Source organism: Streptomyces sp. WP-1 (genome assembly GCF_030450125.1).
Taxonomy (GTDB): domain Bacteria; phylum Actinomycetota; class Actinomycetes; order Streptomycetales; family Streptomycetaceae; genus Streptomyces; species Streptomyces incarnatus.
Genome location: NZ_CP123923.1, coordinates 1,391,557 through 1,411,543, shown reverse-complemented (window position 1 = coordinate 1,411,543; position 19,987 = coordinate 1,391,557). Strand labels below are relative to the sequence as shown.

Here is a 19,987-nt window from a genome sequence, read left to right as displayed (position 1 = left end):
CGGTCACCCTAGTCCGTCCACTCCGCCCGCTCCGTCCCGCCGGTACGACCCGAACCGCTCGGCGAGCACCGGCAGCCGGTCGGCCGCCACGGCGTGCGCCGCCGCGCGGGGTGTCGTACCGTCGGCCGCCGCCCGGTCGAGGACCAGGGTCAGCAGGGCGCGCATGGAACGGCGGACGTGGGCGAACGCCCCCTCCGCGTCGGGGCCGATGTCGCCGAACAGGGTCCACCACCACCAGGCGTTCGTCGCCGAGTTGACCACCACGTCCGGCAGCACGGTCACCCCGCGCGCGGCCAGCAGCGCCTCCGCCTGCGGCAGCACCGGCATGTTGGCCGCCTCCGCTATCCAACGGGCCCTGATCCGCGCCTGGTTCGAGGCGTCGACGGCGTACGACACGGCCGCGGGCACCAGCACCTCCGCGTCCGCCGCCAGCCAGGCGTCACCGGGCAGCCGGCGGTCCGCGGGGCGCAACGCGGAGCGGTCGACCGTGCCGTAGCCGTCCCGCGCCGCGAGCAGCGCCTCGACATCGAGGCCGTCCGGGTTGGCGATCGTGCCCTCGACATCGGCGACCGCGACCACGCGCAGACCCGCCCTTGAGAGGAAGCGCGCCGTCGCCCCGCCCATGGTGCCGAGGCCCTGCACGGCGACCCGCGTCCCCCGGTGCGGCATCCCCGCGCGGTCCAGCGCGGTCAGCACCGACTCGGCCACCCCGCAGCCCCCGGCCAGCTCGTCCAGGCCGATGCCGTCCACCTCGACCGCGAAGGCGTCCGCGAGCCGCGCCCGGGCCGCCGCCTCGTCGTCCAGCAGCGGGTACACCGCCTGCACGGTGGAGACCAGGCCCGCCTCGGCCGCCGCCCGGTCCACCAGGTCCTGGGTGAGGCCCAGGTCCTCACCGGTCGTCCAGCAGCTCTCGACGTACGGCCGCACCGCCCGCAGATAGCGCACCAGCAACCCGTACGCCGCCGGGTCGCGCGGATCGCAGTCGATGCCGCCCTTCGCGCCGCCGAGCGGGACATAACGGCCCTCGGGGTCGTAGTGCAGGGCCTCCTTCATGGTCATGCCCCGGGCCAGGCCGGTCACCTCCTCCAGCGTGCAGCCGGGGCGCATCCGCAGCCCGCCGCTGGACACGCCCCGCACCAGCCGGTCCACGACGAGGAAGCCCTGCCTGCCGGTCACGTGATCGGTCCAGGTGAGGGAGATCAAGGGGGCGGTCATCGGCGGGTCCTCGGGGTCGTCGTACTGAATGCCGAGTCAGTATCGGGCGGGGTCCCGCGCTCGTCAACGTACTGAATCAGCATTCAGTAGTACCGGGTCGTTTCCGGGTTGTCGGATGGGCCGACCATAATGGAGGGCCCCACCACTCCACCGGGAGGTACCGTGACCGGTCCGCGTTCCTCGACCTCAGGGCCCCGTGTGCCGCGCCCGGCGGCCTTCGGCGCGGACCCGGGCGGTGAGCGGCTGGCACGCATCCGCCGCTCCCCGCACTTCAAGGACGGCGTCTTCCAGAACCCCGGCGGCACCGCGCGCACCCGGCCCTCCGGCTCCACGCTGGACTTCGCGAAGGTCTTCTTCGACAAGGAGACCCGCCCGCTGCGCGCCCCCAGAGGCACCGTCCCGGTGCACCCCACGACCTTCGCCGACCTCGCCCGGCCGCCCGCCACGGGCCTGCGGCTGACCTGGGCGGGGCACTCCAGCGTGCTCGCCGAGATCGACGGCCACCGGGTGCTGTTCGACCCGGTGTGGGGCGAGCGCTGCTCCCCGCTCCCCTTCGCCGGGCCCAAGCGGCTGCACCCCGTGCCGCTGCCGCTCGCCGCGCTCGGGGACGTCGACGTGGTGGTGATCTCCCACGACCACTACGACCACCTCGACCTGCCCACCATCAAGGCGCTGGCCGGGACCGACACCGTCTTCGCCGTGCCGCTCGGCGTCGGCGCCCACCTCGAACACTGGGGCGTCTCCCCGGACCGGCTGCGCGAACTGGACTGGCACGAGTCGACGCGTATCGGTGGCATCACCCTCACCGCCACCCCGGCCCGCCACTTCTGCGGCCGGGGCCTGCGCAACACCCAGCACACCCTGTGGGCCTCCTGGGTCGTCGCCGGCGAGGAGCACCGGATCTACCACAGCGGCGACACCGGCTACTTCGACGGCTTCAAGGACATCGGCGCCGCCCACGGCCCGTTCGACGCCACGATGGTGCAGATCGGGGCCTACAGCGAGTTCTGGCCGGACATCCACATGCGTCCCGACGAGGGGCTGCGCGCCCATCTGGACCTCCAGGGCGGCGCCCCGCACGGCGTGCTGCTGCCGATCCACTGGGGCACCTTCAACCTCGCCCCGCACCCGTGGGCCGAGCCGGGGGAGTGGACCAAGGAGGTCGCCGAGGAGGCCGGCCAGGCGGTCGCCCTGCCCCGCCCCGGCGAGCCCTTCGAGCCCGCCGGGAAGCTCCCGGCCGAGGCGTGGTGGCGAGGCGTGTCCGGCGAGGTCCGCCGCACCTGGCGCTCGGTCGGCGCCCTGGTCGCGGAGCCGCCGAAGCGCGGCTGAGGCACACATCCGGGGGTCTCAGCCGTTGTCGGTGAGACCCTCCACCAGGGCCCGCAGGCCGTCGAGGTAGGTGTCCTCGGCGGTCAACGGGCCCCAGGCGTCCGCGAGTTCCGCCAGGCGGGGGAGTTCGCCCGGTTCGAGGCCGGTGAAGACCTGCTCCCGGTAGGTGGGGCGGTCGTCGTCCGCGCGCCGGCGGTCCGCGGTCGTACGGACCACGATCTCCCCCGCGGTGTAGTACCAGATCGCGCGGTATCCGTGGACGGCCCGCTCGGGCGTCAGGCCGCAGGCGACGAAACCGTCGACGATCTGCTCGACGAACCACAGCGCGGCGGCGGACATCAGGTCGTCCGCGGTCAGCACCTCCACGATCCAGGGGCAGTCGGCGAGCGCCCGGTGGATCGCGGCGGCGGCGACGACGATCCGCTCGCGCGGCTCGGCGGGCATCCCGGTCCGGCGCAGCGTCCGCGCCGCGTGGTCGTCCAGCAGCAGGACGAGCAACTCCTCCTTGTTGCGGACATGGTGGTAGAGCGCCATCGGCGTGCTGCCGATCTCCGTGGCAAGCCGCCGCATGGTGAGCCGTTCCACGCCCTCCTCGGCCACGATCCGGCGGGCCGCCCCGATGACCTCCTCGCGGGTGAAACGGGGAGGTCGGCCAGGGTTCCTGCGCGGTGCGGACGGCTGCGGCATGCCCTCATCATCCCCCACGGGTCGACAGCGGCGGTGCGCCGGGGCTATTTTTCTTACAAGTATAGAAACTCAGAGGACCGGCTGGAAGGAACCCCTCATGACGACGACACCCCTCGCCCCCGTCGACCTGTTCGCCGCCGCGCTGCACATCGACCGGGACGGCCGGGTCATGGCCGCCGAGCGGCGGATGGCCGGCGGCGACCCCGGCTCCTGGCACCTCGCGGCGTTCCACGCGGAGACGGACGCCGATGTGCACGCCGACCACTGGGAGATGCACCCGGAGGCGGACGAGGCGGTGTGCTGCCTGACCGGCGCCGTCCGCCTCCACTTCCGGCCCGCCGAGCCGGGCGGTGCCGAGGAGACGGTGCGGCTGCGGGCGGGCTCCGCCGTGATCGTGCCCCGTGGCCGCTGGCACCGCGTACGGCTGGACGCGCCCAGCGACCTGATGTCGCTCACCCTGCGCCAGGGCACGCGACACGAGCGCATCGAAGGCCAAGGGGGACACGCTCAGTGACATTCGCGGGTGTCCGGGGAGGGAGGGCGAGCGCGGTTCGGCGAACGGTGAACGCCGTCGGGCGGGGCCTGGGCCGAGCTGCGGGCCGGGAGGTCGGCCCTGGTCGGCCGTCCCGACCCACTCGCTCTTTCTGACCGCTTTTGATCGGACCTTATCGATATTTTTCGACCCGATCGGAGCACACGCGACCCGGTCATCGGTCTTTCGTACGGGGCCTCATACCAGAGCGGGACGCTGGGCGGGGGAGTTTGGCAACTGCCCCTCGCACATGAGGCGGAGGCGACTACCGTGAGTGTCCGACCCCAGGCCCGACGGACCCGTACGAGGACGCAGAATGTCTCACCTTCGCGCACCGGCCACCCGTGCCGACCGCCGGGAGGGCGGGCGGCACGGGCGGCCGGTCGCCCGACCCGCTCCCGCACTGCCCGAGACGCACATACGGCCCCAGCTGATGCGGCTCGCCGTGCTGCCCCCGCTCGCGGTCGCCCTCGGCGCCACCGCCGCCGTCCTGTTCACCATCCGCTCCACCGGCGCCCGCACCGGCCCCGTCCTGTGGGCCGTGCTCGGCGGCGCGGTCACCGTGGCCGTCGCGGGCATCCTGATCGCCGCCGTGGCCGCCGACCGCGCCGCCCGCGGTGTCGCCGAGCGCATCGACGCCCTGCGCCGCACCGCCGCGCGCGGCGAGGCCGACCTGCAAGAACTCGTGGACGCCCTGCGCCAGGGGGAGGCCCCGCCGCAGCGCCCGTCCCGCCGCAGGGCGCCCACGGACGCCGACGACTTCGAACTGCTCGCCGCCGACCTGGCCCGCGCGCACGAGGGCGCCGTCACCGCCGTCGTGCGGGCCGCCCAGCTCTCCAGCCACGCGGGCAACGAGCAGAAGCTCGAAGTGTTCGTCAACCTCGCGCGCCGGCTGCAGTCGCTCGTGCACCGTGAGATCTCCATCCTGGACGACCTGGAACACGAGATCGAGGACCCCGACCTGCTCAAGGGCCTCTTCCACGTGGACCACCTGGCCACCCGCATCCGGCGGCACGCCGAGAACCTCGCCGTGCTCGGCGGTGCCGTCTCCCGGCGCCAGTGGAGCAACCCGGTGAGCATGACCGAGGTGCTGCGCTCCGCCATCGCCGAGGTCGAGCAGTACTCCCGGGTCAAGCTGGTGCCCCCGATCGACGGCGAACTGCGCGGCCACGCCGTCGCCGACGTCATCCACCTGCTCGCCGAACTCATCGAGAACGCCACGGTGTTCTCCGCCCCCGGCACCCAGGTGCTGCTGCGCGCGGGCCTCGTCACCTCCGGGCTCGCCGTCGAGGTCGAGGACCGCGGGCTCGGCATGCCCGTCGGTGAACAGAACCGGATGAACGCCCTGCTGGCCGACCCCGACCAGGTCAACGTCGCCAGCCTGCTGGCCGACGGCCGCATCGGCCTCTACGTCGTCTCCCAGCTCGCCCGCCGGCACGGCATCGGCGTCCGGCTCCAGAGCAACATCTACGGCGGGGTCCAGGCCGTACTCGTCGTCCCCGAGGCCCTGCTGGGGACGCCGCAGGCGGAGTGCGCGCCGGAGACCACCGCCCTGCCGCCCGCACAGCCCCGGGTGGAACCGCCCGCGCCGGTGTGGCAGGCACAGCAGGCGCAGCCGGTACGACCCGCGCCCGTGCCCGCGCCCGCGCCGATGAGCCCAAGCCCCGCCGCGCATACGGAAGTTCATACCCACGAGGACCCGCCCCCGCTCCCCGTCCGCGACACCCACCGCGAGCGCCCCACCCCCGCCGAGGCCGCACCCGGCATCCGCGCCCGGCACCGCGCGGTGGCCGACGAGCACGACGGCGTCCTGCCCACCCCGCGTGCCGACACGGTGCGCGGCACCATGGCCAGGCCCCAACTGCCGCGCCGCCGGGCCCAGGAGAGCCTCGCCCCGCAGCTGCGCGGCGGCCCCGCGCCCCGGCAGGAGGGCGACACCCTCGGGGGCCACGACCCCGGACTGATGGCGGCCTTCCAGCGCGGCATCGGGCTCGCCGAGGCGGCCCCACCGCGAACGGACCGTGAGCATCTGCACGCCGGGCACCCCGGCCACGCACCGCTCTCCGTCCACCCGCCCGCCGAGCCCGCGCGCCCGCGCGTCCACCGCCCGGAGCAGGAGCCACCCCAAGGGCACCTGATACAGGGCGACCTGAGGAATTCCTCTGCCGGCCCGTCCCCCCTGTCCAGCGGCCCGTCCGAGGGAAGCGCACCGGCCGGCTGACCCCTCGTACCAGGCCCGCACCGGGCCCCGTACGAGCCGTACCACCCCCCAACCCCCAGCGCTCCCACCGAATTTCGTGACCCCAAGGAGTCGATCCACCATGGCGAGCGATGCGCCGACCGCTCACGCATCCGACCTCGACTGGCTGCTCAGCGGCCTCGTGCAGCGCGTACCGCACACCAGCAGCGCGGTGCTCCTGTCCTGCGACGGGCTGGTGAAGGCCGTGCACGGCCTCGACCCGGACAGCGCCGACCACATGGCCGCCCTCGCCTCCGGCCTGTACTCGCTCGGCCGCAGCGCGGGCGTCCGGTTCGGGGACGGCGGCGACGTACGGCAGGTCGTCGTGGAACTCGCCTCGACCCTGCTGTTCGTCACCACCGCCGGATCCGGCACCTGTCTCGCCGTGATGGCGGGCCGCGAGGCCGACGCGGCCGTGCTCGGCTACGAGATGGCGATGCTGGTCAAGAGCGTGCGCCCCTACCTGATCACCGCCCCCAGGCAACACGCCGGCGGACCCACGGCGCCGAGGCATTGAGCGTGGCCGCGGCCGGCGACGGGCCCTGGCTGGACGACGCGGCCGGACGGCTGGTACGCCCGTTCACGGTCAGCAACGGCCGCACCGAACCCAGCGTCGCACTCGATCTGATCTCCCAGGTGATGGCCACCGGGGTCACCCCGCTCGGCTACCTCGGCCCCGAGCACGCCCAGGCGCTCGACCTGTGCCGGGCACCCGTCTCGGTCGCCGAGGTCGCCGCCCACCTGAAACTGCCCGCCGTGGTCACCAAGATCCTGCTCGCGGACCTGGTCGACTGCGAAGCGCTGACCACCAAGCCCCCCGCGTTCCACCACACTCCCACCGACCGGTCCCTGCTGGAGGCAGTGCTCGATGGACTACGACGACAGCTCTGACCCGTTCCCCACCGCGCTCAAGATCCTCGTGGCGGGCGGGTTCGGGGTCGGCAAGACCACCTTCGTGGGCGCGGTCAGCGAGATCGCCCCGCTGAGCACGGAGGAGCTGCTCACCACGGTCAGCGCCGCGACCGACAGCCTCGAAGGCATCGAGAACAAGATGGAGACCACGGTCGCCATGGACTTCGGCCGGATCTCCCTCGATCCGGACCATGTGCTCTACCTGTTCGGCACCCCCGGGCAGGAGCGGTTCTGGTTCATGTGGGACGAGCTGTCCGAGGGCGCGCTCGGCGCGGTGATCCTCGCCGACACCCGCCGGCTCCAGGACTGCTTCGCCGCCGTGGACTTCTTCGAGGAACGCGGAATCGGCTTCATCGTCGCCGTCAACGAGTTCGACGGGGGCCACCGCTACGACACCGAGGAGGTGCGCGCCGCCATCGACCTCGACCCCGAGGTGCCGGTCGTGCGCTGCGACGCCCGGATCTCCAGCTCCGGCGTGGGGACCCTGCTGGCCCTCGTCCGCCATCTGCTCGCCCACACCCCGGAGCACGCGCCGAGCCACGGCGCCGCGCACCGGTGAACCCGACCGACCGCCCACGGAGTTCCCCAGATGAGGCACCCGCACAGCGACGGAGCCCGGCCATGAGCTACGAGCCGTCCCGGCCGGTCCGCGGTCTGCTGCTCACCCCCGAGGACAAGGAGGCCCCCGCCCGCGTCCGGCGGCTGCGGGCACTCGGCCTCGGGGAGCGCCCCGACCCCGCGCTCGACGCTTTCGCGGACCATCTCGCCCGCCTCACCGGCGCGCCCTACGCCATGGTCAACTTCGTCGGCGAGGAACGGCAGTACTTCGCCGGCCTGTGCGTCCCGGCCGTCGCGCCGCTCCCGGGGGAGGACGGCGGCCGGGCGCAGTGGGGCCGGACCCTGCCCCGCGACCACGGGTTCTGCCCCCATGTGGTGGTCCGCCGCAAGGCCCTGGTCCTGGACGACGTCCGCGACTACCCCCGGTTCGCGGGCAACCCGGTCGTGGACGAGTACGGCATCCGCTCCTACCTCGGCGCCCCGCTCCTCGACGGCACCGGCATGACGCTCGGCACCGTGTGCGCCGCCGACACCGGGCCGCGCGCCTGGGGCAGGGCAGGGCTGGAGACGATCAAGTCGCTGGCCGCCGATCTCGTCGTACGGATCGAACGCAGCGCACGGGACGGGCTGCCCATCTGACGGTCGGCTCGTACGGCAAAGTCATATGACAAGAGGGGCGTGAAGGAAAGCTGAGGCGCCGGTTAAGAAAAGCTCGATGGATTACGGCGCGTCCATGCGGCAGATTGCAGGGTGATTCCACCCCTCTGACCCGGTGCGGGCGCGGCCCTTCGGCATGCCCGTGTACGGGACCTCACCCACAGGAGCCGTACGAGTGAAGGCGCTGGTCAAGGACAAGGCGGAGCCCGGACTCTGGCTGACGGACGTCCCGGAGCCCGCGATCGGGGCCGGCGACGTACTGATCAAGGTCCAGCGGACCGGTATCTGCGGCACCGACCTGCACATCCGGGCCTGGGACGGCTGGGCGCAGCAGACGATCAGCACCCCGCTGGTGCTCGGGCACGAGTTCGTCGGCGAGGTCGTGGAGGTCGGCCGGGGCGTCACCGACGTCCAGGTCGGCGACCGGGTCAGCGGCGAGGGCCACCTGGTGTGCGGCAAGTGCCGCAATTGCCTGGCCGGGCGCCGCCATCTGTGCCGGGCCACCGTCGGCCTCGGCGTCGGCCGCGACGGCGCGTTCGCCGAGTACGTCGCCCTGCCCGCGACCAACGTCTGGGTGCACCGCGTCCCGGTCGACCTCGATGTCGCCGCGATCTTCGACCCGTTCGGCAACGCCGTGCACACCGCGCTGTCCTTCCCGCTGGTCGGCGAGGACGTCCTGATCACCGGCGCCGGACCGATCGGCCTGATGGCCGCCGCCGTCGCCCGGCACGCGGGCGCCCGCAACGTCGTCGTCACCGACGTCAGCGAGGAGCGCCTCCAGCTGGCCCGCAAGATCGGCGTGAGCCTCGCGCTGAACGTCGCCGAGACCACCATCGCCGACGGACAGCGGGAGCTGGGGCTGCGCGAGGGCTTCGACATCGGCCTGGAGATGTCCGGCAGGCCCGAGGCCATGCGCGACATGATCGCCAACATGACGCACGGCGGCCGGATCGCCATGCTCGGCCTGCCCGCCCAGGAGTTCCCCGTCGACTGGGCCCGGATCGTCACCTCGATGATCACCATCAAGGGCATCTACGGCCGGGAGATGTTCGAGACCTGGTACGCGATGTCGGTGCTGCTGGAGGGCGGCCTCGACCTCGCCCCCGTGATCACCGGCCGGTACGACTACCGCGATTTCGAGTCGGCCTTCGCGGACGCCGCCGGCGGCAAGGGCGGCAAGGTCATCCTCGACTGGACCGCGTAACCCGACCGGACCGCGTAACCCGACCGGACCGCGTGAGCCGTACGTCACCCGCTCGGCGTACGCCACCCGCATCACCTAGGAGCTTCTGTCATGTTCGAGACCGTCCGCGACGATCTGCGCACCACCCTCGACGAGATCCGTGCCGCCGGCCTGCACAAGCCCGAACGGGTCATCGGCAGCCCGCAGTCCGCGACCGTCAGCGTCACCGCCGGCGGCCGCCCCGGCGAGGTCCTCAACTTCTGCGCCAACAACTACCTCGGCCTCGCCGACCACCCCGAGGTGATCGCCGCCGCCCACGAGGCACTGGACCGCTGGGGCTACGGCATGGCCTCCGTCCGCTTCATCTGCGGCACCCAGGAGGTGCACAAGGAGCTGGAGGCGCGCCTGTCCGCGTTCCTCGGCCAGGAGGACACCATCCTCTACTCCTCCTGCTTCGACGCCAACGGCGGTGTCTTCGAGACCCTGCTCGGCGAGGAGGACGCGGTGATCTCCGACGCCCTCAACCACGCCTCCATCATCGACGGCATCCGGCTCTCCAAGGCCCGCCGCCACCGCTACGCCAACCGCGACCTCGCCGACCTGGAGGCGAAGCTCAAGGAGGCGTCCGGCGCCCGCCGCCGGCTGATCGTCACCGACGGCGTGTTCTCCATGGACGGCTACGTCGCCCCGCTCGGCGAGATCTGCGACCTCGCCGACCGCTACGACGCGATGGTCATGGTCGACGACTCGCACGCCGTCGGCTTCGTCGGCCCGAGCGGCCGCGGCACCCCCGAGCTGCACGGCGTGATGGACCGGGTGGACATCATCACCGGCACCCTCGGCAAGGCCCTCGGCGGCGCCTCCGGCGGCTATGTCGCCGCCCGCGCCGAGATCGTCGCCCTGCTGCGCCAGCGCTCGCGCCCCTACCTGTTCTCCAACACCCTCGCCCCGGTGATCGCCGCCGCCTCCCTCAAGGTCCTCGACCTGCTGGAGTCCGCCGACGACCTGCGGGTGCGGCTGGCCGAGAACACCAAGCTGTTCCGCTCCCGGATGACCGCGGAGGGCTTCGACGTCCTCCCCGGCGACCACGCCATCGCCCCCGTGATGATCGGCGACGCGGCGCAGGCGGGCCGCATGGCCGAGCTGCTCCTGGAGCGGGGCGTGTACGTGATCGGGTTCTCCTACCCGGTCGTCCCGCAGGGCCAGGCCCGCATCCGCGTCCAGCTGTCCGCCGCGCACTCCACCGAGGACGTCAACCGGGCGGTGGACGCGTTCATCGCGGCGCGCGCGGAGCTGGCGGCCTGACCAGGGGATATCACCTGGGATAATCGGGGGCATGATCGAGGCACGGCGGCTCCACATCCTCCGTGCGGTGGCCGACCACCGCACGGTCACCGCGGCGGCCGCCGCCCTCTATCTCACCCCGTCCGCCGTCTCCCAGCAGCTGACCGCCCTGGAGCAGGAGACCGGCCACCGGCTGGTCGAGCGGGGCGCCAAGGGGGTACGGCTCACTCCGGCCGGCGAGATCCTGCTCGGCCACACCAACATGGTCCTCGCCCAGCTGGAGCGCGCCGAGGCGGAACTCGCGGCGTACGGCTCGGGCGAGGCCGGCACGGTCACCGTGGCGGCCTTCGCGACCGGCATCGCCCAGGTCGTGGCCCCCGCGGTGGCCCGCCTCGCCGGCACCGCGCCCGGCATACGCATCCGCGTGAAGGACGCGGAGGGCGACGCCAGCCTGCCGATGGTCCTGGACCGGCAGGTGGATGTGGCGGTGGCCGTCGAGTACCGGGGCGCACCGTCCGCCGACGACCCCCGGCTCACCCATGTCCCGCTGTACGCGGAGCCGTTCGACGCCGTGGTCCCCCTCGGCCACCGGCTCGCCGACTCGGCCGAGGTACCCCTCGCCGAGCTGGCCAAGGACCCCTGGATCGGGCCCTACCCCGGCAACCCCTGCCACGACGTCGTCGTACTCGCCTGCGAGAGCGCGGGGTTCCAGCCCCGCCTCGAACACTCCTCCGACGACTTCCGCGCCGTCGTCGCCCTCGCCTCCGCCGACGCGGGTGTCGCCCTCGTGCCCCGTTCCGCCCTGCGCGGCATGGACCTCAGCGACGTGGTCGTACGCCCGGTGGACGGCGTGGCCCCCACCCGCCGGGTCTTCGCCGCGGTGCGCCGGGGCGCGGAGGGGCATCCGCTGATCAGGCCGGTGCTGGCGGCGCTGGGCGGGGCGGCGGGGGGCTGACCGCCGGGCATTGTCAGTGCCCGGCGCTACGGTGCGTGGCATGCCGGATGCCGAAGCCGTACGCCGTATCGCGCTGTCCTTCCCCGACACCACGGAGAAGACGGCCTGGAACATGCCCACTTTCCGGGTGGCCGGGAAGATGTTCGCGACCCTGCCCGAGGACGAGACGTCCCTCGCCGTGCGCTGCCCGAAGGAGGAGCGGGACGAACTGGTGCTGGCCGAGCCGGAGAAGTTCTGGATCGCCGGACACGAGGCGCAGTTCGCCTGGATCAGGGCACGGCTCGCGACCCTGGAGGACGAGGCCGAACTCCGGGACATCCTCGCCGACTCCTGGCGCCAGGCCGCCCCGCCCCGACTCCTCGAATCCCACCCGGAGTTGGGCACCCCGCCCACCCGGTGAGAATCCCGGCGGCCGGGGAGGCGACGTGGCATGATCCCGCGCGGTCGCCAGGGAGGGAGCCGCAATGGGCGGGACGGAGACGGGTGGATCCGGCAGCGCGGGGGACGCACAGGGCGGCCGGGACGACGACGGCCGACGGGCAGCGGAGCCGGACGCCGGGGCGGTGGGCCGGTCGGGGGAGAGGTCCGATGCCACGGTGGCGGGCCTGCCGGGCGGGGAGTCGGACGACGGGGCGGTGGGGCGGCCCGTGGCGGACACGCCCCCGGCGCCGAGCTGACGCCGCGTCCCGCCCGCCCCCGCTCACACCCCGGCGCGCGCGCCCAGGAACCCCCCGATCCGCTCGCGCAGACTCCGCGCGTCCAGACCGTGCGCGGCGGTGTGCTCCTCGACGGTGCCGTAGCGGCGCAGCTCCCGGCGGCCGACCCCGAGGCCGAGGACCCGGTGCGGGAGGTCCGCGAGGGCGTCGTTCACCGCGGCGGTCGACGTGCCCGCGAGATACGGCTCGACCGTCACCACGTCCGTCCCCGCGGTACCGGCCGCCCGGCGCAGCCCGGCCGCGTCGAACGGTCGTACGGTCGTCGCGTACAGCACGGTCACGTCCATGCCCTCCGTCGCGTCCAGCACCGCGTCCAGCAGCGGGCCCACCGCGATCACCACGCCGGCCCGTCCCTCCCGTACGGTCACGAACCGCTCGCCGTCGACCGGCAGCGCCCGCCGGTTGGACTGCGCGGACAGCCGTACGTACACCCGGTCGTCGCCCGCCGCGACCGCGTGCCGCAGCAGGGTCCCGGCCTCGTCGGGGTGGCCCGGCACGTGCACGGTCCAGCCGTCCAGGGTGTCCAGCAGGGCCACGTCGCCCGGCGCCATATGGGTGAACCCGCCGGCCGGCCAGTCGTAGGAGGCGGCCGCGCTGACCAGTACCGCTCCCGTGCCCTGATGCCCGAAGTCCAGCTTGACCTGCTCGAACGGCCGCTCCACCAGAAAACTCGCGAACGTGTGCACGACGGGCCGCAGCCCGGTCAGCGCCATCCCGGCCGCCGCCCCCACCAGCAGCTGCTCGCGGATGCCGACGTTGACCACCCGCTCGGGATGCCGGGCGACGGCCTCGTGGAAGGCGTCCTTGCCGATCTCGGCGAGGACCACCGCGACCCGCGGGTCCTCGTCCAGGAGCCGGGAGACGACGGGAGCGAAACGGTCACGCATGGTGTCCATGGAGATGTCGCCCTTTCGGAGCGTGAGGGAAGTCTTTCGGAAGAGGGGGGGCGTTTCTCAGGCGGTCTTCGGCTCGACCCTGGCCACGACCACGTGCGGGCGCCCCGGATGCGGCGCCGTGAACGCCTCGTACAGGGCCGTGTGGTCCCGCCCGTCGACGGTCGCCGCCGACCAGCCCGCGGCCTCGAACCGGGCGGCGATCCCGCCGGGCCGGGCGTGGCTCGCGGAGGAGTTGTCCACCACGACGGTGTGCAGCCGGTCGAGACCGGCGGGCCCCGCGAAGGCGATGGCCTCGTGATTGCTGCCCTCGTCCAGCTCGGCGTCCCCGATCAGCACCCAGACCGCCGGATCGGCGAGCCCCTGGGCCCGCAGCCCCAGCGCGGCCCCCACCCCGATGGGCAGCCCGTGGCCGAGCGATCCGCTGCCGATCTCGGCCCCCGGCACCAGAACCCGGTCCGGGTGGTGGCCGAGCGGGGAGTCGTACCCGCCGAACCCGGGCAGCCACTCGACCGGCAGGAACCCCTTGGCGGCCAGCACCGCGTAGTACGCCATCGGGCCGTGTCCCTTGCTCAGCAGGAACCGGTCCCGGCCCGGGTCCGCCATCCGCTCCGGCGTGACGCGCAGGACCCGGTCGTAGAGCACCCACAGCACGTCGAGGGTGGAGGTGGCCGCCGGGCCGTGCTTCTCGTCCCCGGTCATCAGGCTCATCAGGCGGGGCAGGTCGGCGTACCCGTGGGTGCGGTGGTCGTCCGCTGTGATCGTCATGAACGACAGCGTGCAACCTCGACCAAGCTTGAGGTCAACCCCGGACGTCGTGCGCGATCACCGAGCCGAGTGCGGTATTGTTTCCCTGCACGTTGCGACCGGGGAAACCGCAGGTCAAACGGCAACGGGACGTGGCGCAGCTTGGTAGCGCACTTGACTGGGGGTCAAGGGGTCGCAGGTTCAAATCCTGTCGTCCCGACTCGTGAGAGTCGTAGATCAGGGCTGGTTCCGGAGGTTCTCCGGTACCGGCCCTCGGTCGTTTCCGGGGATCGTTCGAGATGCGCGCACCCTGGTGCGGGTGAGTCCATGGGCATGGCAGGGCCCCGGCGTCCGCCGGGCCGTGCCGTCCCCGTTCGGAACACCGCAGGAGGGCTGTCATGGCCAGTACCCCGGACAAGACACTCAACGGCAAGGTCGCCTTCGTCGGCGGCGCGTCCCGCAATCTCGGCGGGCTGATCAGCACGACCCTCGGCGCCGAGGGCGCCCTGGTCGCGGTGCACTACAACAGCGAATCCTCCCGCGCCAAGGCCGAGGACGTCGTCGCGCAGATCAACAAGGGTCCGGGTGAGGCGTTCGCCGTCCAGGCCGACCTGACGAAGGTCGCCGAGGTGGAGCGGGTCTTCGAAGAGGTCTTGGACCGGTTCGGCAAGCTCGACTACAGCATCAACACCGCCGGCATGGTGCTGAAGAAACCGCTCACCGAGATCACCGAGGAGGAGTACGACCGTATGTTCGCGGTCAACTCCAAGGCCGCCTTCTTCGTGATGCGCGAGGCGGCCCGCCGGATGGACGACGGCGGGAAGATCATCACGATCGTCACCTCGCTGCTCGCCGCGTACACCGGCCTGTACTCCGTGTACGCGGGCAGCAAGGCCCCCGTCGAGCACTTCACCCGCGCCCTGTCGAAGGAACTGTTCGGCCGGAACATCTCGGTCAACAACATCGCCCCCGGCCCGATGGACACCTCGTTCTTCTACCCCGCCGAGGACGACGACTCCGTCGCCTACCACAAGTCCTCCGCGATGAACGGCGAGCTCACCAAGATCGACGACATCGTGCCCTGGGTCCGCCACCTGCTGACCGAGGGATGGTGGGCCAACGGCCAGACGATCTTCCTCAACGGCGGCTACACCACCCGCTGACCCGGCCCCGGGCAGGACGGCCGCCCCCGGCGCCCCGGCACTACGGGGCGCCGGGGGCGGCCGGGGCGGCCTGCGCCACGGGCCGCAGGCGGACCGGGAGGGTCGTGTGGCCGTTGCTGATCAAGGTCGGCAGCGGACGCAGTTCCGTGGCGGGTACCGCGAGCCGGGCCTCGGGGAAGCGGGCGAAGAACTGCCGCAGGGCGGCGGCCACTTCGAGGCGGGCGAGCGGGGCGCCGAGGCAGAAGTGGACGCCGTGGCCGAACGCCAGGTGATCCTTCGTGGTCCGGGTGGCGTCGAAGCGGTCGGCGTCCGCGCCGTACCAGCCGGGGTGGCGGTTGGCGGCGGCGTAGGAGGCGAGGATGGCCTCCCCCGCCCGGATCGTCCTCCCGTCGGGCAGCGGGATGTCCCGGAGCGCGAAGCGCATGGGCAGGTGCTTGACGGCGGACTCGTGGCGCAGGGTCTCCTCGACCACGTCGTCCCAGCCGCACCGGCCGCTGCCGACATGGGCCGGCTGCGCCGGGTCGGTCAGCAGGGAGGTGACGGCGTGGTCGATGACGTTGACGGTCGTCTCGTACCCGGCGCTGACCATCAGCACCAGGGTGTCGCGCAGTTCGGCGTCCGACAGGGAACCGCCGTCGCCCTCCTCGTCACGGGTGGCGATCAGCAGCGAGGTCATGTCGTCGCCGGGCGAGGCACGCTTCGCCGCGATCAACTCGTCGAACAGCCGGTAGAGGGCGGCCGTGTTGGCCGCGGCCTCCTCGGCGGACAGGGTGGTGGCGAACACCCGGTCCACCACCGTACGGAGCCCGTTCGACCGGGCGGCGGACAGTCCCATCATCCGGCCGATGACCGCGATCGGCAGCGGATAGGCCAACCGCTCGCGCAGGTCCACGACTTCGCCGTCCGGGAGGGCTTCCAGGTCGTCGAGGATGCCGGTGACCAGGGCCTCCACGACGGGCGTCAGGGCGGCGATGCGGCGGGCCGAGAAGGCCGGGGCGATCAGCCGGCGCAGCCGTCGGTGGTCGGTGCCGTAGGCGGTGAACATGTTGTCGACCGCCACCCAGAGGGCGAGTGGCCAGGTGGGGACCGTGGCGGCGAAGGCCGGCCAGTGCGCCCGCGCGTCCTTGGAGACGGAGGCGCACGTCAGGAGCTGCTTCAGGAGGTCGGGATCGGAGACGGACCACGCGGTCACCCCGAGGATGTCCACGGGCGTGGCCGCGCCACGGGCGTACAGCGCCCGGTGCTCGGCGTGGTGGTCGGAACCGGCGGGGTCGAGGACGAGAGGCTGCTCTTCGGTCACGGCCAGGGCTCCTTCGACGGGAGTCGGGAAGGACGGCGGAGGAGCGGTGAGGGCGCGGGTCCCACGGTCGCCCCGGTTCGCCTGTCAGCGGGCCGGGCGAGAGGCGAACCGCCGTCGGCTCCGGGGGGTACGAGCGCGTGGACCGGTACCGGTGAGCGCGTCGTCCGTGCGCGGGTTCAGGAGTGCCATGTCCGAACGCCTCCCTGGCAAGGTGTCGCGCACCGCGTGCCGCAGGGGAGGCGGAGTCCGGCTTTCCCCCCCCGGCAGCCGGCCGTGTGAGCAGGGTAGACCTCGCCTGTCGGGTCAGGGGGCCGTGGCCGGGGAAGATACGCCGGAAGGCTCCGTCGGCATCCGTTGACGCGAGTACGGCCCCCGCGCCGTGTCGTGAGGGGCGTGACAGGGGCTTGTCACCGGGGAGGGCGATGCTCCCCGGCCGTCGTCAGCCGTCGCGTCCGGGCAGCATCGCCAGCGCCCGGGAGCGCTGGGCGACGAGATCGTCGTACGTGCCGTCGCGTTCGGCCCAGCGGTGCGTCAGGACGCCCCGCACGAGGATCTCGTCGGGGGTGGGGTCGGCCGAGAGCAGGTCCATGACCTCGGTGGCGAAGGCGTCCAGCGGCAGCGCGTGCGGGTTCACCTTCTCCTGGCCCGCCGTGGCGACGGCCGGGGGGACGAGTTCCACGACGCCGACACCGGTGCCGGCGAGCTGGGCCCGCAGCGCCTCGGAGTAGGCGTGCACCGCTGCCTTCGAGGCGGCGTAGCTGGGCATGGGCGGGAAGGGCAGGAAGGCGATGCCGGAGGTGACGGTGACGAAGGTGCCGGCGCCCCGCCCCACCAGATGCGGGGTGAAGGCGTCGATCACCCGGATGGTGCCGAGCAGGTTCGTGTCGATCGTGGTCCGCGCCGCCGCGAAGTGCGCCGGGTCGCGCAGATCCTCCATGAGCATGACGCCCGACATCGTCACCACCGTGTCCAGCTCCGGATACCGGGCGAGCACGGCGTCACGGGCGGCGGCGACGGACGTACCGTCGGTGACATCGACCTCGAAGGTGCCGAAGCCCTCCGCGGCCAGTTCCGCGAGCGCCTCGGGGTTGCGGCCCCCGACGGCCACGGTGCTGCCCGCCGCGGCGAACCGCCGGGCCAGCTCGCGCCCGATGCCCGAGGTGCCGCCGACGACGAGAACGGTGCGGTGGGAGAGATCCATGAGATCTTCCTTTCTTCTCAACGCTTCTCAACGCTTCTTAGAACTGCTCGAAATCCGTGCTCCATCAGTCTTGGCGGCGACCGCCGTCCGTGGCAGGGCCCCCGTTCTCCCTGGTCCTGACAGGGCCCCCGCTGCGACCCGCGCCCCGCATTACGGTGGCGGTATGAAAGACGAGGAATCCGGCAACCGGCTCGGCGCCTATCTGCGGGCCCGGCGCGAGCTGGTCTCCCCGGCGCAGGCGGGGCTCCCGCCCGGCGGCAACCGCCGGGTGCCCGGGCTGCGCCGCGAGGAGGTCGCCCTGCTCGCCGGAATCAGCCCCGACTACTACCTGCGCCTGGAGCGCGGCCGCGACAAGAACCCCTCACCGCAGGTCCTCGAATCGCTCGCCCGCGTCCTGCGCCTCGACGACATCGAGCGGACGTACCTGCTCGGCCTCGCCGCCGCCCGCCCCAGGGCGCCGCGCCGCAAGCGCCCCGAGCGGGTACCGGCGCGGGTGCGCGAACTGCTCGCCCATCTCCAGATCCCCGCGTTCGTGGAGGGCCGCGCGTTCGACGTCCTGGCCTCCAACCCCATGGCCGTCGCGCTCTCCCCACGCCTGACGCCCGGCCACAACCGGCTCCGCTCGCTCCTCCTCGACCCCGAGGAGCAGGCCTTCCACCAGGACTGGGCGAAGGCCACCGCCGACTTCGTCGCCGCGCTGCGCACCACCATCGGGGACGACACCGACGACCCGCGCTTCGTCGAACTCGTCGGTGAACTCGCCCTGTCCAGCCGGCGGTTCCGCACCCTGTGGGCCCGCCATGACGTCCGGAGCCTGGACGGCGGCACGACCACCGTGCACCACCCCGTCGTCGGCGAACTGCGCCTGCACCGCGACAAACTCCCCGTGGACGACGTCATCCTCGTCGTCTACTACCCCGACAAGGACAGCGACAGCGACGAGAAACTGCGGCTCCTCGCCGCGCTGACGCAGACCGGATCCCCCGCCGGTCCAAAACCGGCACCCGAGGAGTCACCGGACGCCGAGCGCCGCGTACCCCCGGGGCCCGAGGGGTAGAGGACGGACGTGAGGGGACCGGGGGAAGCGGGGCTGGACCCGGCACGGGTCGCCGAGGTGCTGGTGGCGGGCGCGCCGGGGCGGCGGGGGTCCGGGTACCGGGTCGGGGACGGGCATGTGCTGACGGCCGCCCATGTCGTCGCGGGGACGACATCCGTACGGGTACGGTTCGACGCCGACCGGCCGGGGGAGTGGAGCGCCCCCGCACGGGTCGTACTCTCCGCCGGGCCCGCCGATGTCGCACTGCTGGAGATCGAGGACGTACCGGCGGACCGTACCGGCGTCGAACCGCCGCGCTATGCCGCCGTACCCGACGCGGACGTGGTGCTGCCCTTCAGCGCGATGGGCTTCCCTCGGTTCAAACTGCGCGAGGGCGGGGACACGCCCGGCCGCTACAGGGACTCCTGCCATGTCACCGGCACCGTCTCCGTCCTGTCCAACCTCCGCGAGGGCACCCTGGAACTGGCCGTCGCCGCCCCGCCCGCCGACCCCGAGCCGCACCGCTCCCCCTGGGAGGGCATGTCGGGCGCGCCCGTGTGGTGCGGCGGCGCGGTGATCGGCGTGGTGAGCGCCCACCACCGCTCCGACGGCCTGGGCAGGCTCGCGGCGGGGCGGGTGGAGCGGTGGTACGAGTCGCTCACCGCCGACGAGTCGGCGTGCTTGCGGCGGCGGGCCGGTCTGCCGTCGCGCACCGCCCTCGGCCTCGCCGACGGCGTCGACGGGCGGCGCCCGGCCGTCGGTCTCGCGGGGCTGCCGCCCGATCTCCCCCTGCGTGAACTCGCGGAACTGGTCGACGCGTTGACCGCCCTGCCGCTACTGCGCGGCGGCAACGGCATGGGACTCGTACTGGACAGCATCAGCGACCGGGTGGCGGCCAACAGCCCCCGTGATCCCCGGCTGCGGATGGACGTCTACGGCATCGTGCGCACCTGTCTGCGCTATCCGGGCACGCTCGACCAACTCCTGGAGGCGGTACGGCTGCTGGAGGGGCCCTCACCCGAAGTGGACCGGCTGGACGGCGCGGCGGCCCGGCTCGCCCGGTTCCGCGGCTGACTCGATCTCGCGGCGCCGAAAGGCCGCAGGGTTGCGGGGCGTGCGGTGCTGGGTCATGCTGGTCGAGGCACTGATCGTGCACAACTGGTAGGTAACGGAGGGGACTTGGCAGCCTTGGAGCATCCGATGCCTGCCGTCGAGTCCGGTCTCGTCGATCTCTCGGGAATCTCCCTCGAAGCACTGCGCTCCCTGGACGACACGACGTTCACCGAGTCCCTGGAGCAGCTGCTGCACCACATCGACGGGCCGCAGGCCATCACGCTGTCGTACAGCCCGTCCCGCTTCGACTGAGCGACGAGGTGATCA

General features: G+C 72.9%; 22 protein-coding genes and 1 tRNA gene. 17 read left to right on the top strand and 6 right to left on the bottom strand.

All coding sequences use genetic code 11. The annotated features are described in order from the left end of the window. Positions 1-3: 3 nt before the first annotated feature. Positions 4-1,215, bottom strand: a complete 1,212-nt coding sequence (locus tag QHG49_RS05890) for a Glu/Leu/Phe/Val dehydrogenase dimerization domain-containing protein (RefSeq protein WP_301487589.1) — start codon at positions 1,213-1,215, stop codon at positions 4-6. 162 nt (positions 1,216-1,377) lie between these two features. Between QHG49_RS05890 and QHG49_RS05885 the strand changes: the two genes are divergently transcribed. Continuing rightward, on the top strand, positions 1,378-2,544 hold the full coding sequence (locus QHG49_RS05885; RefSeq protein WP_301487587.1) for an MBL fold metallo-hydrolase: 1,167 nt from the start codon (positions 1,378-1,380) through the stop codon (positions 2,542-2,544). An 18-nt stretch (positions 2,545-2,562) separates the two neighbouring features. On the opposite strand, the gene QHG49_RS05880 is transcribed toward QHG49_RS05885, so the two are convergent. Then, positions 2,563-3,231: a TetR/AcrR family transcriptional regulator gene (locus QHG49_RS05880; RefSeq protein WP_145492205.1), complete on the bottom strand. Its 669-nt coding sequence runs from the start codon at positions 3,229-3,231 to the stop codon at positions 2,563-2,565. A gap of 97 nt (positions 3,232-3,328) precedes the next feature. Here QHG49_RS05880 and QHG49_RS05875 point away from each other — a divergent pair, with 97 nt between their 5' ends. The 11 genes from QHG49_RS05875 (at position 3,329) to QHG49_RS05825 (ending at position 12,228) form a co-directional block, all read left to right on the top strand. Continuing rightward, entirely contained in the window at positions 3,329-3,745 is a 417-nt protein-coding gene (locus QHG49_RS05875; RefSeq protein WP_145492207.1) for a cupin domain-containing protein, read from the top strand. Positions 3,746-4,079: 334 nt separating this feature from the next. Continuing rightward, on the top strand, positions 4,080-5,984 hold the full coding sequence (locus QHG49_RS05870; RefSeq protein ID WP_301487584.1) for a sensor histidine kinase KdpD: 1,905 nt from the start codon (positions 4,080-4,082) through the stop codon (positions 5,982-5,984). Between the two features lie 100 nt (positions 5,985-6,084). Next, positions 6,085-6,519 (top strand): roadblock/LC7 domain-containing protein, encoded by a 435-nt coding sequence (locus QHG49_RS05865; RefSeq protein ID WP_145492209.1) that lies wholly within the window; start codon positions 6,085-6,087, stop codon positions 6,517-6,519. Positions 6,520-6,521: 2 nt separating this feature from the next. Then, positions 6,522-6,893 carry a DUF742 domain-containing protein gene (locus QHG49_RS05860; protein ID WP_125210842.1) on the top strand — a complete coding sequence of 124 codons (372 nt, stop codon included), beginning with the start codon at positions 6,522-6,524 and terminating at the stop codon, positions 6,891-6,893. After that, complete coding sequence (locus QHG49_RS05855) at positions 6,871-7,473, top strand: ATP/GTP-binding protein (RefSeq protein WP_145492214.1); 603 nt, start codon at positions 6,871-6,873, stop codon at positions 7,471-7,473. The genes QHG49_RS05860 and QHG49_RS05855 overlap by 23 nt, the downstream gene beginning before the upstream one ends. Before the next feature lie 62 nt (positions 7,474-7,535). Beyond that, positions 7,536-8,111 (top strand): GAF domain-containing protein, encoded by a 576-nt coding sequence (locus tag QHG49_RS05850; protein WP_301487576.1) that lies wholly within the window; start codon positions 7,536-7,538, stop codon positions 8,109-8,111. Positions 8,112-8,304: 193 nt separating this feature from the next. Continuing rightward, positions 8,305-9,333 carry an L-threonine 3-dehydrogenase gene (gene tdh, locus QHG49_RS05845; protein ID WP_301487575.1) on the top strand — a complete coding sequence of 343 codons (1,029 nt, stop codon included), beginning with the start codon at positions 8,305-8,307 and terminating at the stop codon, positions 9,331-9,333. A gap of 90 nt (positions 9,334-9,423) precedes the next feature. Then, entirely contained in the window at positions 9,424-10,617 is a 1,194-nt protein-coding gene (locus QHG49_RS05840; RefSeq protein ID WP_301487573.1) for a glycine C-acetyltransferase, read from the top strand. A 31-nt stretch (positions 10,618-10,648) separates the two neighbouring features. Beyond that, positions 10,649-11,551: a LysR family transcriptional regulator gene (locus QHG49_RS05835; protein WP_159706576.1), complete on the top strand. Its 903-nt coding sequence runs from the start codon at positions 10,649-10,651 to the stop codon at positions 11,549-11,551. A gap of 40 nt (positions 11,552-11,591) precedes the next feature. Beyond that, entirely contained in the window at positions 11,592-11,951 is a 360-nt protein-coding gene (locus tag QHG49_RS05830) for an MmcQ/YjbR family DNA-binding protein (protein WP_167532461.1), read from the top strand. Positions 11,952-12,015: 64 nt separating this feature from the next. Then, entirely contained in the window at positions 12,016-12,228 is a 213-nt protein-coding gene (locus tag QHG49_RS05825) for a hypothetical protein (RefSeq protein WP_159706580.1), read from the top strand. 23 nt (positions 12,229-12,251) lie between these two features. On the opposite strand, the gene QHG49_RS05820 is transcribed toward QHG49_RS05825, so the two are convergent. Both QHG49_RS05820 and QHG49_RS05815 read right to left on the bottom strand, forming a co-directional pair. After that, positions 12,252-13,163: a transketolase family protein gene (locus QHG49_RS05820; protein WP_159706582.1), complete on the bottom strand. Its 912-nt coding sequence runs from the start codon at positions 13,161-13,163 to the stop codon at positions 12,252-12,254. Between the two features lie 57 nt (positions 13,164-13,220). Continuing rightward, positions 13,221-13,928, bottom strand: a complete 708-nt coding sequence (locus tag QHG49_RS05815) for a transketolase (RefSeq protein WP_159706584.1) — start codon at positions 13,926-13,928, stop codon at positions 13,221-13,223. A 125-nt stretch (positions 13,929-14,053) separates the two neighbouring features. On the opposite strand from QHG49_RS05815, the gene QHG49_RS05810 reads away from it, so the two are divergent. Both QHG49_RS05810 and QHG49_RS05805 read left to right on the top strand, forming a co-directional pair. After that, positions 14,054-14,127, top strand: a tRNA-Pro gene (locus QHG49_RS05810). 178 nt (positions 14,128-14,305) lie between these two features. Next, the gene (locus QHG49_RS05805; RefSeq protein WP_145491651.1) at positions 14,306-15,070 is read left to right on the top strand and encodes an SDR family oxidoreductase; all 765 of its coding nucleotides are present in this window, start codon (positions 14,306-14,308) and stop codon (positions 15,068-15,070) included. A gap of 40 nt (positions 15,071-15,110) precedes the next feature. On the opposite strand, the gene QHG49_RS05800 is transcribed toward QHG49_RS05805, so the two are convergent. Both QHG49_RS05800 and QHG49_RS05795 read right to left on the bottom strand, forming a co-directional pair. After that, positions 15,111-16,370, bottom strand: coding sequence for a cytochrome P450 (locus QHG49_RS05800; RefSeq protein ID WP_301487565.1), 1,260 nt, complete (start codon positions 16,368-16,370; stop codon positions 15,111-15,113). Positions 16,371-16,809: 439 nt separating this feature from the next. After that, a complete protein-coding gene (locus tag QHG49_RS05795; protein ID WP_301487563.1) occupies positions 16,810-17,571 on the bottom strand; it encodes an SDR family oxidoreductase in 762 nt (253 codons plus the stop codon). Between the two features lie 163 nt (positions 17,572-17,734). Here QHG49_RS05795 and QHG49_RS05790 point away from each other — a divergent pair, with 163 nt between their 5' ends. The 3 genes from QHG49_RS05790 (at position 17,735) to QHG49_RS05780 (ending at position 19,972) form a co-directional block, all read left to right on the top strand. Further along, a complete protein-coding gene (locus QHG49_RS05790; protein WP_301487561.1) occupies positions 17,735-18,628 on the top strand; it encodes a helix-turn-helix transcriptional regulator in 894 nt (297 codons plus the stop codon). A gap of 9 nt (positions 18,629-18,637) precedes the next feature. Further along, entirely contained in the window at positions 18,638-19,681 is a 1,044-nt protein-coding gene (locus QHG49_RS05785; RefSeq protein WP_301487559.1) for a trypsin-like peptidase domain-containing protein, read from the top strand. 126 nt (positions 19,682-19,807) lie between these two features. After that, complete coding sequence (locus QHG49_RS05780) at positions 19,808-19,972, top strand: hypothetical protein (protein ID WP_159706592.1); 165 nt, start codon at positions 19,808-19,810, stop codon at positions 19,970-19,972. Positions 19,973-19,987: the final 15 nt, after the last annotated feature.

What these genes read in the sequence shown, in the direction of transcription:
- QHG49_RS05890 (WP_301487589.1), bottom strand. Translation starts at nt 1,215, where the DNA reads ATGACCGCCCCCTTGATCTCCCTCACCTGGACCGATCACGTGACCGGC.
- QHG49_RS05880 (WP_145492205.1), bottom strand. Translation starts at nt 3,231, where the DNA reads ATGCCGCAGCCGTCCGCACCGCGCAGGAACCCTGGCCGACCTCCCCGT.
- QHG49_RS05875 (WP_145492207.1), top strand. Translation starts at nt 3,329, where the DNA reads ATGACGACGACACCCCTCGCCCCCGTCGACCTGTTCGCCGCCGCGCTG.
- QHG49_RS05870 (WP_301487584.1), top strand. Translation starts at nt 4,080, where the DNA reads ATGTCTCACCTTCGCGCACCGGCCACCCGTGCCGACCGCCGGGAGGGC.
- QHG49_RS05865 (WP_145492209.1), top strand. Translation starts at nt 6,085, where the DNA reads ATGGCGAGCGATGCGCCGACCGCTCACGCATCCGACCTCGACTGGCTG.
- QHG49_RS05855 (WP_145492214.1), top strand. Translation starts at nt 6,871, where the DNA reads ATGGACTACGACGACAGCTCTGACCCGTTCCCCACCGCGCTCAAGATC.
- QHG49_RS05850 (WP_301487576.1), top strand. Translation starts at nt 7,536, where the DNA reads ATGAGCTACGAGCCGTCCCGGCCGGTCCGCGGTCTGCTGCTCACCCCC.
- QHG49_RS05840 (WP_301487573.1), top strand. Translation starts at nt 9,424, where the DNA reads ATGTTCGAGACCGTCCGCGACGATCTGCGCACCACCCTCGACGAGATC.
- QHG49_RS05835 (WP_159706576.1), top strand. Translation starts at nt 10,649, where the DNA reads ATGATCGAGGCACGGCGGCTCCACATCCTCCGTGCGGTGGCCGACCAC.
- QHG49_RS05830 (WP_167532461.1), top strand. Translation starts at nt 11,592, where the DNA reads ATGCCGGATGCCGAAGCCGTACGCCGTATCGCGCTGTCCTTCCCCGAC.
- QHG49_RS05825 (WP_159706580.1), top strand. Translation starts at nt 12,016, where the DNA reads ATGGGCGGGACGGAGACGGGTGGATCCGGCAGCGCGGGGGACGCACAG.
- QHG49_RS05820 (WP_159706582.1), bottom strand. Translation starts at nt 13,163, where the DNA reads ATGGACACCATGCGTGACCGTTTCGCTCCCGTCGTCTCCCGGCTCCTG.
- QHG49_RS05815 (WP_159706584.1), bottom strand. Translation starts at nt 13,928, where the DNA reads ATGACGATCACAGCGGACGACCACCGCACCCACGGGTACGCCGACCTG.
- QHG49_RS05805 (WP_145491651.1), top strand. Translation starts at nt 14,306, where the DNA reads ATGGCCAGTACCCCGGACAAGACACTCAACGGCAAGGTCGCCTTCGTC.
- QHG49_RS05795 (WP_301487563.1), bottom strand. Translation starts at nt 17,571, where the DNA reads ATGGATCTCTCCCACCGCACCGTTCTCGTCGTCGGCGGCACCTCGGGC.
- QHG49_RS05790 (WP_301487561.1), top strand. Translation starts at nt 17,735, where the DNA reads ATGAAAGACGAGGAATCCGGCAACCGGCTCGGCGCCTATCTGCGGGCC.
- QHG49_RS05780 (WP_159706592.1), top strand. Translation starts at nt 19,808, where the DNA reads ATGCCTGCCGTCGAGTCCGGTCTCGTCGATCTCTCGGGAATCTCCCTC.